At 46.9% G+C, this 13,613-nt stretch carries 12 protein-coding genes and 1 pseudogene; 6 read left to right on the forward strand and 7 right to left on the reverse strand.

All coding sequences use genetic code 11. The features are described 5' to 3' along the window. Positions 1-12 precede the first annotated feature (12 nt). Positions 13-852 (reverse strand): hypothetical protein, encoded by an 840-nt coding sequence (locus ACYCSE_RS07680; RefSeq protein ID WP_459701944.1) that lies wholly within the window; start codon positions 850-852, stop codon positions 13-15. A 371-nt stretch (positions 853-1,223) separates the two neighbouring features. Between ACYCSE_RS07680 and ACYCSE_RS07685 the strand changes: the two genes are divergently transcribed. Further along, positions 1,224-2,408 carry a GAF domain-containing sensor histidine kinase gene (locus ACYCSE_RS07685; RefSeq protein ID WP_459701945.1) on the forward strand — a complete coding sequence of 395 codons (1,185 nt, stop codon included), beginning with the start codon at positions 1,224-1,226 and terminating at the stop codon, positions 2,406-2,408. A 141-nt stretch (positions 2,409-2,549) separates the two neighbouring features. Here the strand turns inward: ACYCSE_RS07685 and ACYCSE_RS07690 are convergent, their stop codons facing one another. Then, positions 2,550-3,506, reverse strand: a complete 957-nt coding sequence (locus ACYCSE_RS07690) for a nucleoside hydrolase (RefSeq protein WP_322158912.1) — start codon at positions 3,504-3,506, stop codon at positions 2,550-2,552. A gap of 211 nt (positions 3,507-3,717) precedes the next feature. On the opposite strand from ACYCSE_RS07690, the gene ACYCSE_RS07695 reads away from it, so the two are divergent. Next, positions 3,718-4,311 carry a hypothetical protein gene (locus tag ACYCSE_RS07695; protein WP_209940612.1) on the forward strand — a complete coding sequence of 198 codons (594 nt, stop codon included), beginning with the start codon at positions 3,718-3,720 and terminating at the stop codon, positions 4,309-4,311. A gap of 80 nt (positions 4,312-4,391) precedes the next feature. Here the strand turns inward: ACYCSE_RS07695 and ACYCSE_RS07700 are convergent, their stop codons facing one another. The 3 genes and pseudogenes from ACYCSE_RS07700 to ACYCSE_RS07710 form a co-directional block, all read right to left on the reverse strand. After that, positions 4,392-5,000, reverse strand: coding sequence for a pentapeptide repeat-containing protein (locus ACYCSE_RS07700; protein WP_250260168.1), 609 nt, complete (start codon positions 4,998-5,000; stop codon positions 4,392-4,394). Between the two features lie 37 nt (positions 5,001-5,037). Next, positions 5,038-5,547 (reverse strand): MarR family winged helix-turn-helix transcriptional regulator, encoded by a 510-nt coding sequence (locus ACYCSE_RS07705; RefSeq protein WP_013312480.1) that lies wholly within the window; start codon positions 5,545-5,547, stop codon positions 5,038-5,040. Further along, a pseudogene (locus ACYCSE_RS07710) lies at positions 5,537-7,910 on the reverse strand (helicase C-terminal domain-containing protein). Before ACYCSE_RS07710 ends, ACYCSE_RS07705 begins: the two are co-directional and overlap by 11 nt. Positions 7,911-8,078: 168 nt before the next feature. Between ACYCSE_RS07710 and ACYCSE_RS07715 the strand changes: the two are divergent. Both ACYCSE_RS07715 and ACYCSE_RS07720 read left to right on the forward strand, forming a co-directional pair. Further along, the gene (locus tag ACYCSE_RS07715; RefSeq protein WP_039271752.1) at positions 8,079-9,155 is read left to right on the forward strand and encodes a GGDEF domain-containing protein; all 1,077 of its coding nucleotides are present in this window, start codon (positions 8,079-8,081) and stop codon (positions 9,153-9,155) included. Positions 9,156-9,289: 134 nt separating this feature from the next. Beyond that, on the forward strand, positions 9,290-9,463 hold the full coding sequence (locus tag ACYCSE_RS07720) for an aspartyl-phosphate phosphatase Spo0E family protein (RefSeq protein WP_013312483.1): 174 nt from the start codon (positions 9,290-9,292) through the stop codon (positions 9,461-9,463). Positions 9,464-9,568: 105 nt separating this feature from the next. Here ACYCSE_RS07720 and cidR read toward each other — a convergent pair whose 3' ends face one another. Next, a complete protein-coding gene (gene cidR / locus ACYCSE_RS07725; protein ID WP_023990853.1) occupies positions 9,569-10,468 on the reverse strand; it encodes a cidABC operon transcriptional activator CidR in 900 nt (299 codons plus the stop codon). 131 nt (positions 10,469-10,599) lie between these two features. Between cidR and ACYCSE_RS07730 the strand changes: the two genes are divergently transcribed. Further along, positions 10,600-10,971, forward strand: a complete 372-nt coding sequence (locus ACYCSE_RS07730) for a CidA/LrgA family protein (protein WP_013312485.1) — start codon at positions 10,600-10,602, stop codon at positions 10,969-10,971. Further along, positions 10,968-11,645 carry a CidB/LrgB family autolysis modulator gene (locus tag ACYCSE_RS07735; RefSeq protein ID WP_061830543.1) on the forward strand — a complete coding sequence of 226 codons (678 nt, stop codon included), beginning with the start codon at positions 10,968-10,970 and terminating at the stop codon, positions 11,643-11,645. Before ACYCSE_RS07730 ends, ACYCSE_RS07735 begins: the two co-directional genes overlap by 4 nt. A gap of 116 nt (positions 11,646-11,761) precedes the next feature. Here the strand turns inward: ACYCSE_RS07735 and ACYCSE_RS07740 are convergent, their stop codons facing one another. Then, on the reverse strand, positions 11,762-13,465 hold the full coding sequence (locus ACYCSE_RS07740) for a glycerol-3-phosphate dehydrogenase/oxidase (protein WP_459702487.1): 1,704 nt from the start codon (positions 13,463-13,465) through the stop codon (positions 11,762-11,764). Positions 13,466-13,613 lie beyond the last annotated feature (148 nt).

Below are 13,613 nucleotides of genomic sequence, written 5' to 3' on the forward strand. Positions count from 1 at the left end.
TCGAATTGTGATTTATCTTTCACCGACGATACTCCACTCACTCGTATCATTTTTTCTGCTATCGTTACCATTTTGGGTAGGTTTAAATTTAAAATTAGGAAGCTTAATACCTTCGGATGCAGCAATTTTCTGAGTTACACTTTTATCAAGACTCAACAGGTATTGTTCATAGTTAGAAGCTTCATTCCCACTAAAGGTATTGTATATTTTCTGCACATTCTCACCCCAACGGTTATCGCTAGCGTATATACCACATTCAACTCGCTTAGATTTCATTCTAAGAATCGGCGTGAACCAATTACAGTATTGAAAAACGTCTCCTTTGCCTGTAATACCACTCAATTTATTGTTTTTTACTACTGCTTGCCTAAATCCCTGACCATAATATATATAGCCCAATATTTTTCCAAATATTAAGCTATTGGCTTTCATCAAATCTTTAGCATAATTAGTTTCAGCACCATGCTCACCATCGGCCGCCCTATTTGTACTAAGCTGATTCAATTCATCCTCCAATTCTCCCAAAAAGCTGAATGCCCAGCCTGCATCATAGATTCCATAACAAGGTTGAGGATCAAAGAACCAATTTTTATCATAGGCTTCGACGACATAGTTATAGTTACGATCCATCAGATACGTGCGCCTCATAGAATAAGTAATGTATCCGATCCTTGTCTTGGCCACTTCTGCAGAATGGGCTTGCAGGCAGATTGATTGAAAGGATTGAATAAAAGAAAAAATGAGTTCCTCTTTTCTATGCTCATATAAAGACGCTGCCTGATGTAATTTCTCATTCAGTACATCTTCCGCATAGGTCTTATGGAAGTGTTGTAGGGCTTCCTGTCTATTCATAATTCCACCTCTGAACCTATTATATAGAATATTTACATGATATTACTGGTTCTATCCTCCTATTTTATTACACAATTTTCATATCATGAGATTACATATGAATGTATGAAAACAGAATGAAAATAATCACATTTTTTCGTTAATGTGTAATAATATATTCAAAAATTCTCCAAGAAAGGCCAGTATTAGACCTAAAAAATGAAGGTTTGTGCAAGCGAATAGGTAAATCGAAGTAGAAGACTCAGGTTTATAACGAAATAATCATGTATAATTAATAATACGCTCCAGCAATACTTTCAGAGGACTAGGAATGGGATACACAAACTATTAGAGTTTTGTTAACCACCACTTTGCATCAAGATTGGAGACATATGACTACTTCACCTACAGGTTTTTATAATAGTATTCAAGAGGCTACCGCGCATGTCATTGATGTGTTGAGTGATATTTTACATGTTAATACCATTTTTATTGCCGCTAATGATGGGGTTACAAATGTAATTGTAGATTCATTTAACCGGGAAGAGGTGCTGGTTCGTAATGGAGAGGAGCTCCCTTTTGAGCTTAGCTATTGCAGTCTGGTGCTGAACCATTCTGCGGATTACCTCATCATTTCGGAAACGTCTACTCATCCACAAACACGTGATTTAGATGTGACTAAAACCATTGGAAACCACTCGTTTACTGGAATCCCTATTCGCATGAAAAATGGTCAGGCTTACGGAACCATTTGTATCTTGGACGCGCCATCTGTACATTTGACAGAATCAGAACTGAAGGCACTACAGGCTATGGCCGTATTTCTGGGGTATGTAGTTGAACTGGAGAAAGGCAAGATCGATGCTGAAATCTCTTCCATGAGCAAGCTGGATTTGATATCTTCCCTGAGTAATAAAATTCGGTTTTCGCTGACCGAAATATGGGGAGCCACTGATCTCATGCTGACGACGGAGTTAACAGAGGAACAACAGCAATATATGGGCATCATGGAGTCGAGCAGTCGCTCGCTTATGACGTTGTTGAGTAATATTTTGGATTACAGCCATATAGAGTCCAGGCAGATCGATGATATTGAAGATCCGTTTGATCTGAGAACGATGATGGAAAATGTGTTGAGTCTGTATACAGAGGTAGCTGCGCGACGGAATCTAGAGTTGAAGCTCGACTGGAATCTCACCAGCTCGCCTATTTTTATCGGGGATGAGGCTAAAATTCGCCGTATGCTGATTAATTTGGTAGATAATGCAGTAAAGTTTACAAGCACAGGAGCTGTCATCTTATCTGCAACCGCCCAATCCGTGACCGATGCACCTGAGGTTGAACTGGAGTTAAAGGTGAAGGATACTGGGATCGGTATATCTCCTAACAAACTGAAATTGTGGCTTGAGCATGACCGTGGGAACTCTCCCTCATATGGCAATCCAGGATTGGGTTGGCAGATTACCAAACATCTATTAAAACGAATGAATGGTAAAATGACTGGAATCAGTGAACCTGGTAGCGGGACAGAAATAACGCTCCAGTTCACTCTGAAAACATACCAGGGGTCAGCATGAAATAGAAACTAGCTTGTGATAATTATAGGACACATCATGTAATAGAAGCCCGTGACGCATAACGTCACGGGCTTTATGTTATGGATACGTGTCATTAGGCAGTATTATCACCCTAGGCCGCACGTTTGTGCATAGTCAGACTTAGTAACGTTTGGGAGCAGCCAGCTTGGCCAAATCCGCCATATACGTAAAAAAGGCTTCTGGATCTGTATCGTATACCAGGTTCACAGGACGTCCCTCTGCCTGTTCCACCGTTCTGCCCTGACTTGGACCTTCTGCGATAACGCTGCAATGCACCGTCTTTTTCTTGACAATGTCCGGGCGTCCTACGGATGCAGTGGTCAGTACATCCCACAAGTAGTAGGTTGAGTTCGTTTCGCTATAGACGAGCGGCGGACATCCAGCATAGCAATTACCCAAGAAATCCACGCCTTCATATCGGCGCTCGGCCGCCCAACGATTGCGTACTGCTGGAGTTAATGGCACTTTGCTTGTGCTTTCCAGCGCTACCAGATCAATCGTGATGCCGCTTTGCCACACCCGATATGCCGCTTCTGGGTCCCAGAACACATTCCACTCTGCTGTGCCGTCATGCTCCGGCTCCTCCACATTCCCTTTTTCAAAGGTTCCGCCCATCCATACCAACTTTTCGATCTTTGCTTCAATATCCGGTGCTTCATCCAGCGCTCGCGCCAGATCGGTTAGCGGTCCAGTGAATAGCAACAGCGTCTTACCTTCAGCTCCGCGTACCTTTTCAATCAGATGCTGATGAGCTGGCAGGGATGAAAGCGGCGCTTCCATTCGTCCCGATTCATTCAGCACAGGTAATGCATCTACATAGAAGGAATGTAAACGCCAAGCGGCAGGAAACGGATTTTTACCGCGTGAATTAGACTTGGCGACTTCCACAGGCCCTTTATTTTTTCCAAAACGATCAATAATTTTACGGCTGGCATCCGTCGCCGGCTCCAGGTAACCATCTGCTGGAATAACCGATACTCCGGTCAAATGAACCTGCTCCATCTGAAGCAACATAAACAGGGATACTAAATCATCCACTCCACCATCATGATTAAAATAAACGTTTGTCTGACTCATCTGTCTCTTCCTTCCTTTATCCCCGTAAAACAGGCTTGTTCTTATCGGCAACCATCCTTCATTATGCCTGATCGATTCACAGGAGTAAATGTGCGATAGTGTGTGGATCAGGGATTTTTTGCTTATTCCATGCTTAAGAAAGGTAGAAATGTGTGTAATAACAGGGTAGAATCATGGGTTCTAATCGGAAGCGTATGAAGGAGAGATGCATATGACAGCCCGAACAATAGAAGAGTTGGAGCAGATCCGTAAAGAGTGCAAATCCATGGTGACAAAAAGGGCTGCGGCTTCTGGTGGAGCGGTATTAGTTCCAGTTCCAGGGGCTGACGTTCTTGCTGATGTTGGCATTTTGATGCAGCTACTTCCAGCCATTAATGGAAAATTCGGATTATCTGAGAAGCAGCTGGAAGGTCTGGACGCAGAAACAAAATCCATGGTGTATGGTTTTATCACCTCAATTGGCAGCAAGCTGATCGGGCGACTCATCACCCGTGAAGTTATCGTGCAGATTTTGCAAAAAATGGGCATTCGTATCGCTACCAAGCAGGTTAGCAAGTTTGTCCCCCTTCTGGGGCAAGGGCTAGCCGCGGCAATTGGCTTTACTGCTATGCGAACCATTGGTAATCGGCATGTCGATCAATGTTATGAAGTAGCCAAACGCTTGCTGGAGCAGCGAACTGCCGCAGATACCGCGCGCAACTGGACAGTTCCACAGCAGCCTCTAGAGCCTGTGGGAGTGGATCATTTGCCAAACCGGGACCCGGGAGCAGCGATTCCACTACTGCCGGCACCCCCTAAAGATTAAGTTCTTCACATTCGAGTCAACCATCCATTTCACCTGCACGGGGTACTGCAGATCGAGACGGGTCCTGTATCCCGTGCTTTTTAGCCTTCCACCTTGGCTCCATAGGAGCGGGCCACCGCTACTGCCTGCTCGATATCCAACTTGGCTCCGGTGATGTCCAGATCTTTAAAATTCACGCCATCCATCTTCGCACCGCGCAGGTCTGTTCCTTGAAGATGGGCTTTGTGCAGTCTTACCCGGGTAAGATCCGCCTCCCGCAAATCTGCTTTTTCCAAATTGCATTCGGATAAGTCGGCTTCCTTGAATCGTATTTTTCGCAAATCTTGTTTTCTTAAATCTGCATGACGCAAATTCGTATAAGACCAGTCTCCGCCCGTAATTGTGATACCATCCATATTCGCCCCCGCAAAATCTGAACCTACCAGCTTGCAGTTTTCAAACCGGACTACAAACAAATTGGCGCTGGTGAACAAACAATTGGTAAAAGCCGACTCCTTGTAGTGAGATGCATTCAGGATGGCTCCGGTAAAATCACAGTCCACAAAAGTACAGCCTTCCACGAGGGACTCATTCATCTCCACACCCCGAAAGCGACATCGGGTAAACTCACAATTTCTCCACTCGCCTTCTCTGGCATCCATTGAGCCAAAATCACGGGCTTCATAGACCTCATCTGTATAAAAAAACATGTTCTCTCTCCTATTCCTTACTCCCTATATTAGGAACTCAGCATTTCGGCAAAGACCGCTCAAAACCGCCCTTCATTTTTCCCAGTAAACCCTTCATCATCTTATGGTCCTGTGGCGTAAACTCAGACATACACGACCGAATCAACTTCGTATAATAAGGGACTATCTTACTTAACAGCTCTCGTCCTGCCTCTTTTAATCCGACAGTCACCATCCGTCCGTCACTCTCATGAGCCACACGTTCAATCATGCCATCTCGCTCTAATCCGTCGATCAGCCCCGTCATGGTTCCACGCGTCACATCAGCTTTTTCCGCCAACTCTGATGGTGTCATGCGATGCGGCGAATGGCAATGCAACAGGCTAAGAACAATAATCCGACCCTGAGAAGCCCCCAACTTGCTAAAATCCGTATCCATTTCTCTGAAAATACCATTAGCCAAGCGCGCAAATGTCACAAAAGTCTCTATATTATCCACTTCGGCATCTTCATGTCCAAAGCTACGCAGCACCCCGCGTATGGAGTCATTATGAAAATTAAAGTTCATAGTCTATCCATTCCTTCCTTAATCCCGCTTGTTCCGTCAGACGGTAGCTTTTCCATTCGTCAGGCAGCAAAGAAGCATATGGTTCCTTGGCAAAACGATCATCTACCAGGATCAGCAATCCTTCGTCGTGCTCTGTGCGAATAAGTCTGCCACCTGCCTGAAGAAACCTTGTTCATTCCCGGATATACATACGCATAGTTGAAACCATTCCGTCCCTGTTCCGAAAAATAATTCCGCAGCACATCCCGCTCTGCTCCAATTTGCGGCAAGCCGACGCCGACGACCACTACCCCATTTAAGCGATCCCCAGGTAAATCGACACCTTCAGCAAACACACCACCCAATACGGCAAAGCCAAGCAAGGTGTGCTCTTGCCCAGGCTGGAAGGCCTCTAGGAATTGATCCCGCTCTGGTTCGGTCATCCCCGGACTTTGTACCAACGTATTTGCGGACACGTCCCGAAGCATGAATTCCTCATACACCTCACGCAGATATGGATAGGACGGGAAAAACACAAGGATATTTCCTTTCCGTTCCACAACCAATGCAGCCAGCATATCCGCAATCGCCCCTTTGGAACGCTCACGATCCCGATAACGGATGGAGAGCGGCAGCAGACGTACATCCCACTGCTCCTGATGGAAGGGCGAAGGAACCTGTAACGTATAATCTTCCTCGTTTGCTCCGAGCATGTCCTGGTAATAAGCAAGCGGTGTCAACGTCGCGGAAAAATAAATGGCTGAGCGGTAGCCCTTAATAGCTTGTCCCAGCAAGTGAGAAGGATCAAGGCAGAACAGCTTGACCCTCACTTCACTGCGTCCTGCTTCCACATAAGTAACGTACCGTTCATCATATAAAGCTGCAATTCGCAGCATATTCTGAGCGGTAAAATACGTATCTAGAAGCAATGCATAAGCCGTACCCTCACCGCTTGCATGGCTTGTACTGCCCCCCGTCACCAGTTCACGTTCAGCTGCTTCTACAAAAGGCACCAACAGCTCCAGTACCTCTTGCGGTGCTGCTGTCTCCACTGCTTTTCCTGTATCTGCATATTGCTTACGCAGCGTAATCATATGTGCGTTCACTGCACTCGCAGCCGCAGCAATCTCTGGGCTTAGCAACTTAAATTCCCGTTTCAGTTCCAAAAAAGAAGATTTCAAAATTTCCGCCGAAAACATGTCCCGGCCGCGTTCGACCAGATTATGCGCCTCATCCACCAGTACAACACCTTTTCGCTTGTGCTCCTCCAGCAATCTTTTCAAAGAAATTCGTGGATCGAAAACATAATTATAATCACTGATTATACCATCCGAGGCATACGCCACATCCAGAGAAAATTCAAAGGGACATACATTATGCTTGCGCGCATAATGCTCAATCACTGCCCGGGTCATTAACGTCTCATTCGCCAAAATATCGGAAACCGCACCGTTGATCCGGTCGTAATAGCCCTTGCACATGCTGCATGATCCAGCATCACAATCATTTTCATCCTTGAAGCAAATTTTATCCTTCGCAGTCAATGTCACCACATGCATGTGCAGCCCTTGAGCCTGCATTCTGGCGTAAGCTTCTTCGGCTGCTGCCCGAGTGGTGGTACGAGCCGTCACATAATATACTCGTCTTACCAATCCTTCGCCGATCGCCTTGATCGCAGGAAACAAGGTGGATACCGTTTTACCAATACCTGTAGGTGCTTTGGCAAACAGGTTAACCCCTTCGGCAATCGTCTTGAACACCGAACCCGCGAGCGTTCGCTGACCCGAACGATACGTGTCAAAGGGAAAGTTCAACATAGCAATACTGGCATCCCGCTTTTCCGCATGTGCTCTCAGCAGGAATGCATACGGAGCATAACCAGCAATCATCTCCTGTGCGAAAGCTTCTAGCTCAGTAAAGGATAGTTCCCGTCTGAATCGGCGAATGTCTTCACCGTGTGCCTGTACATAAGTAAGCTGGACCTGCATCGAATGATGTTGTTCCTCACGAGCAATCATATAGGCATACAGAAATGCTTGTGCCCAGTGTACAGGTTGGCCGTCACCCTGAATATCTTCGAGTGGCAAAGAGATCAACTTAATTTCATCGACCGTCCATACGCCATCCAGCTCAATCAGTCCGTCACAGCGGCCTTCAATGATAAACAATTCATCCTTATACGGAATTTCTGTACGTAAATGTACCTCTTTGCGGTCATGCTCCTTGTAACCTTTCTGGATAACCTGATGCATGCGAGTTCCTTCGAGCATACTACTATTCGATCGAAAGCCGCTATGAATGCTACCGCTCCGATGCACATATTCCACAAGTGGACGCACCGATATGTGAATTGGTTCCTTCATACGATCACCCGTTCCGGTCATAGTCCTTTCACTGTACCACGTAGATAAACGAAACGTAAGGGACATAAGAATCGTTTGTATTCAATTGGTATTCACTCATGCCTACTTTTTACCGAAATATAGAAACGAGGCCTTTTGCTTTATTCCCCACGATACTACAACTCTCAATACAGCATAAAGGATAGGGATATGTTAAAAGAATTAATTAACAATTTTGCGTTATTAACAAGCTTCTTATTCTTTGGAAATTTATTTTTCCGGAAATATGAACGTTACCTAAAAAAACATGTATTCATTTATCGGGTAATGAACGGTTTAATGCTGGGTCTGTTTGGCATTCTGTTAATGATGACCGGTTTATGGGTCCGTGGGCACTTTGTGGTCGATCTGCGCCAATTGGCGATTATCATATCTGTTTATATGGGAGGATCGGTATCCGGTCTGCTGACCACCTTGATCATAAGCCTGTACCGTATTTACATCACAGGTGGTTGGACAGATGTTTCTCTGACTGCTACCGTCAATTGTTTCATGACATTGGGCATTTCACTTATCTTTATTCGAGAAAAAAGCCTAACACTCCGCAAGTGGATGTCGGCCGTACTTGGAGCTGCTGTAGTGTCGTTGTTATCTACTTTCTTTGTAGTTAACCCTCCTGATAATGAATCTATTATAATAATCACAACTGTTAAGTTGCTTGGCGGCCTGTTCACTTATTTTATGATGTCCTATATCAAAAAAACAGAACGGGCTGTTCATCTGCTGGAAGAAGCTGCAAATCGGGATCATTTAACCGGACTCTACAGTCCACGTGCTTTCGATGCGCTATTTGAAGAGGTCTTTCATACTTCCAAGACTACAAAACAACCCTTTGGACTCGTGATGCTGGATATTGACCACTTTAAAAATATTAATGATACGTATGGTCATTTGAACGGAGATACCGTCTTAAGCCAATTGGGAATGCTGTTAACCCGGGAATCTACAACGAGGGCGTACCCCTCCCGTAAGGGCGGAGAGGAATTTGCCATTCTGATTGGAAATTGTGATAGTCAGAAAGCAGCAAGCTTTGCCGAAAAAATTCGGAAAGCTGTGGAAAATGAACGTTTCCTTTTGAATGACGGAACCTCGATCTCTCTAACCGTATCCATCGGAGCAGGCAGTTCACCTGTCATAGCATCGAGGCACTTACTGGAAAAGTCAGATGAGGCATTATATGAAGCTAAGCGTTCAGGACGCAATCAGGTGAAACTAGCAAAACCATAGATATTAGTCGCTAAATGTCAGGAAAGCTGGATTATTGTTAATAAAAAGTGGTAAAATGGAAATAACATCGTTATCAAAAAAACTTCTGCCGCTAGTGGAGACATGCCTTACAATCGACATGGGGGGTGGGCTTTGTGAACCTCGAACAATTGGAAAAACTCATGGAAAAAGAACGCCGTGAACTGAATCGCATGGCTGACTTACACGGATTAAAAGATGAACGTGTATTGGACAAATCCTCCAGACTTGACCGTATTATGGACAAGTACCTTCACACCAAGCGTGCAATAAACCAAACACACTCATAGAAGCAAGCTACATCGCTGCCCCTCAGGGCAGCTTTTTTATGATGTAAACAGTATTCGTCCTCCTTCGGTACACATCTGCATCGTACTCACCTTCTCGCGGACTGACTACTTCCCGCCATATTCCGTCCGCAACAATTGCTGTGTGAACGATATCCATTCTCTGGCTGCAAAGGACAGATAACGATCGTTCCGCCAGATCATCCCCAAATGCCAAGGAATGACGGGGTCCACCAATGGAAGAACACGCAAGCGCTCAGAATCCAGATCTCGGCAAATGGCCTCCGGCAACAGCGCTACTCCCAGGTTTGCAGCAACCATTTCGCTAATCAGATCCCATTGCGAGCTTTCGTAGACTACACGCGGCTGAAAGCCCGCACGGACACATTCGGCAATGATACGGTCATGCAGCGTAAAATCCTCACGGAACAGTACAAACGCCTCCTCCGCCAGCGCAGATAGCGGTACCTCCTTGCACTCTGCCAATGCATGCGTAGGATGAACGAGCAAGTTCAGCTTTTCCTCCACAAACAGAAATGTCTCAAACATATCTCCAACCGCAGGTAGCACAATCACCCCGATATCCAATGCCCCGGCTTCTACGTCCTGTTCCACTTTCTTCGCCCCGTCCTCAAATAATTGAATGGTCACATCAGGATATGCCTTATGAAATTCTCCAATGACACGCGGAAAAAAGCTCGATCCGACCATAGGGGGCAGGCCAATACGGATATGTCCTTTTTTCAGGTTCATCAAATCACTCAGCTCCGAGGACAGGCTCTGAAAGGACTTTACAATCGCTTGTGCTTGAAGCTCAATTACCTTTCCCGCGTCCGTCAGTTCGATTCTTTTGCCAATTCGGTCGAACAAAGCGACCCCCAGCTCATCTTCCAGACTTTTAATCGTCTTACTGATCGTCGGCTGGGTAATAAACATGCTCTGGGCTGCCTTTGTAAAGCTACGCAATCGCGCGACTTCCAAAAAATATTGTAAATGTCGGATATCCAAACTTACACCTTCTCCTATAGACAAACGGAATAGATTGCATTCTTTATATGCATTTTACTCATGAAAGCTTGTGATGTAAAATTTCATTACAGTTTGAAAATAACCGATCTCAAAGATAGGAGCCATTATATATGAAAAGCTTCATACGCGGTGTCCTCCAGATCGCCGTCCTGATGGCCTTTTCGCTCATCCTGAACGCGGTAGTCTCCTGGCTCCACCTGCCTGTACCCGGTAGTATCATTGGTATGCTGATCCTTTTTATTCTGCTGCAAACCGGCTTGGTCCGGCTAAGCTGGATTGAAGTTGGCGCAAACTGGTTGCTGGCCGAGCTGCTATTATTCTTTATTCCCTCCGCTGTCGGCGTTATGAATTATTGGCCGATGCTGGAACACGATGGTATGAGCATCATGCTGGTCGTGTTGCTCGGCACCTTTCTGGTGATGGCCTGCACAGGTATGGTCGCCAGTCTGCTTGGTAAACGAAAGGAGCATAAATCATCATGACCGGTCTTCTATGTATTATATTGACACTCGCTATTTACTGGATGGCCAAACGCATGTACCGCACACTGCCCAAGGTGTATTTGTCCCCATTGCTCATTACACCTGTTGTTATCATTTTGATTTTGACGCTGACGGGTGTGAACTACCGTTCTTATAATTCGGGCGCCCACTTGCTGTCCATGCTGCTACAGCCAGCTACGATTGCATTTGCTGTCCCTTTGTACCGATATTTCCCTGTGTTAAAAAAACATGCTACACAAATTGTGCTTAGCGTGCTGTCTGGGTCCGTTGTAGCCGTGTTGTCCTCCATGGCGCTTGCCAAGTGGATGCATCTGAATTCTTCGCTGCTGAGCAGCCTGATTCCTCGCTCCATTACGACACCCATTGCGATGAATGTATCGCAAACGATTGGCGGCAATCCGACGGTCACAGCTGTATTCGTTATTCTGACCGGTTTGAGCGGTCTTATTATCGGTCCGATGATTGTAAAACTGTTCCGTATTGAAAATGAAGTCTCACGTGGGGTGCTGCTCGGTACCGGTGCTCATGGTACTGGCACTTCCAAAGCCTTCGAGTTCAGTTCGCTGACGGGGACGATATCCAGCATCTCGATGGTGCTCGCCGCTCTCTTTACCTTGGCAGCCGCCCCGTTCCTGTTCCACTTGATGCTGTAAGCAATCTGTATACAAAGAAGCAGCGATTCTCTTGTTATTGAAGAATCGCTGCTTCTTTGCTTTCAGTCCATGTCTTAAAGCAATGGACGGCTCAAGGATATAACTCCCTTGCGGCCTCAAATAGCTTTAACGTTGCCGGGTTTCACCTCTGCCTCTACAGGCGTTACAGCTTCATACAGGTAAGCATCCAGCTCAGCCGTATATTGTCGTTCTTGTGCGGCGCTCCAGCCTGCATGTTCGGACATTAATGCAATGGCGGGCTGTTTCCAGCGCTTCACCTCGTCAATTTGGAAGAACAGCGCCCCGGTTCGGCGTATGAAAAAATCAGACGGTGTCACCGTCATTTCCTGTTCCATCGCATACAGGAGCGGGACACGCACTTCCACAGGCAGCGCTGCTTCCTTCTCGGTAGCCTCCTTCATGCTCCGTGCCGCTATGGCAAACAGCCGCTCTGTGTTGGAGCCATAGCGAGTAGCCCATGCTCTAGCTATATCCGACGACAAACCGAGCGCAACACCCGCTGCGGCTTGCTTGCTCACGAAGGCGTCCCAGCCCGCCGAGCCGCCTACGCTGCCGCCCGAAATCGGGATATGTCTGGTGCGGCATGCCCGGAAGCTTTGCCCGTGCAAGCGTCCCAGCTCCCGTACCGCACGATCCACGACGAGTTCGGACATTTTCCGGTAGCCCGTCAGCTTGCCGCCTGCAATCGTGATCAGACCTGAACGGGATTCCCAAATTTCGTCCTTGCGTGAAATTTCCGAAGGACTTTTACCGTCTTCATAAATGAGCGGCCGTACCCCTGCCCAACTGGATTCTACATCCGTAACAGTCAGTTTCACATCCGGGAACATTCCGTTGATCGCTTGGAGCACATAGGCCCGATCTTCGGCGGTCATCCGAGGATGCGCCGTATCCCCTTCATACACCGTGTCGGTCGTACCTGCATAGGTTTTTCCATCACGTGGGATGGCAAATACCATGCGCCCATCCGGTGTATCGAAGTACACTGCCTGTTGGAGTGGAAAGCGCTCAGCATCGAACACCAGGTGAATACCTTTCGTCAGGCGTAGCACCTTGCCCTCTTTGGAGCGATCCATTTCCCGCAACGTATCTACCCATGGTCCGGCCGCATTAATAACCAGTGAAGCTCGAATTTCGTATGGCTTTCCCTTTACCCGATCCGTTACGCTTGCACCGCTTATTCGTCCTTCGTCATACAGCAGCTTGTCAGCCTTGGCATAGTTCACCGCCAGCGCTCCTCGTGTAACAGCTTCCTTCATGACCTCAATCGTCAGGCGAGCATCATCTGTGCGGTACTCCACGTAGCTGCCGCTCCCCTTCAGTCCATCACGCTTCAGCAAAGGCTCGCGCTCTAGCGTAGCCTGGATGTCCAGCATACGACGGCGCTCACTACGCTTAACACCAGCAAGGAAATCATATACTAGCAACCCGACAGAGGTGGTGAATGCGTTAAACGTGCCGCCCTTGTGAAAAGGAAGCAGCATACGCTCCGGTATGGTCACATGTGGGCCATTTTCGAATACGATGGCCCGCTCCTTCCCGACCTCGGCTACCATCTTAACTTCAAACTGCTTCAAATAACGAAGACCACCATGCACTAGCTTAGTCGAGCGGCTGGACGTACCTGCTGCAAAATCCTGCATCTCCACCAGTGCTGTCTTCAAACCACGATCCGCCGCATCCAGCGCAATCCCCGCCCCTGTAATGCCGCCGCCAATAATTAAAATATCAAAATGCTCATCTCCCATACGTTCCAAAACAGCGGTTCTCTCCTGCGCAGCAAATCCCTGTTCTCCCATCATGTATCCCTCCAGCTTTGTATATATTCACGATGCAATCTGCCAACCGAATCATCATAAGGTACAAAAAAAGACCACGAACATCGCTGCGGCGGATGCCGAGCGGTTCATGGTCTCTCCAAGTCTCCTGACGAGTATTAACTTATCT

The sequence above is a fragment of the Paenibacillus sp. SEL1 genome, from assembly GCF_054602535.1.

Excerpts from the sequence above, each read along its gene's own strand:
- ACYCSE_RS07680 (WP_459701944.1), bottom strand. The coding sequence starts at position 852 with ATGAATAGACAGGAAGCCCTACAACACTTCCATAAGACCTATGCGGAA.
- ACYCSE_RS07685 (WP_459701945.1), top strand. The coding sequence starts at position 1,224 with ATGACTACTTCACCTACAGGTTTTTATAATAGTATTCAAGAGGCTACC.
- ACYCSE_RS07690 (WP_322158912.1), bottom strand. The coding sequence starts at position 3,506 with ATGAGTCAGACAAACGTTTATTTTAATCATGATGGTGGAGTGGATGAT.
- ACYCSE_RS07695 (WP_209940612.1), top strand. The coding sequence starts at position 3,718 with ATGACAGCCCGAACAATAGAAGAGTTGGAGCAGATCCGTAAAGAGTGC.
- ACYCSE_RS07700 (WP_250260168.1), bottom strand. The coding sequence starts at position 5,000 with ATGTTTTTTTATACAGATGAGGTCTATGAAGCCCGTGATTTTGGCTCA.
- ACYCSE_RS07705 (WP_013312480.1), bottom strand. The coding sequence starts at position 5,547 with ATGAACTTTAATTTTCATAATGACTCCATACGCGGGGTGCTGCGTAGC.
- ACYCSE_RS07715 (WP_039271752.1), top strand. The coding sequence starts at position 8,079 with ATGTTAAAAGAATTAATTAACAATTTTGCGTTATTAACAAGCTTCTTA.
- ACYCSE_RS07730 (WP_013312485.1), top strand. The coding sequence starts at position 10,600 with ATGAAAAGCTTCATACGCGGTGTCCTCCAGATCGCCGTCCTGATGGCC.
- ACYCSE_RS07735 (WP_061830543.1), top strand. The coding sequence starts at position 10,968 with ATGACCGGTCTTCTATGTATTATATTGACACTCGCTATTTACTGGATG.
- ACYCSE_RS07740 (WP_459702487.1), bottom strand. The coding sequence starts at position 13,465 with ATGGGAGAACAGGGATTTGCTGCGCAGGAGAGAACCGCTGTTTTGGAA.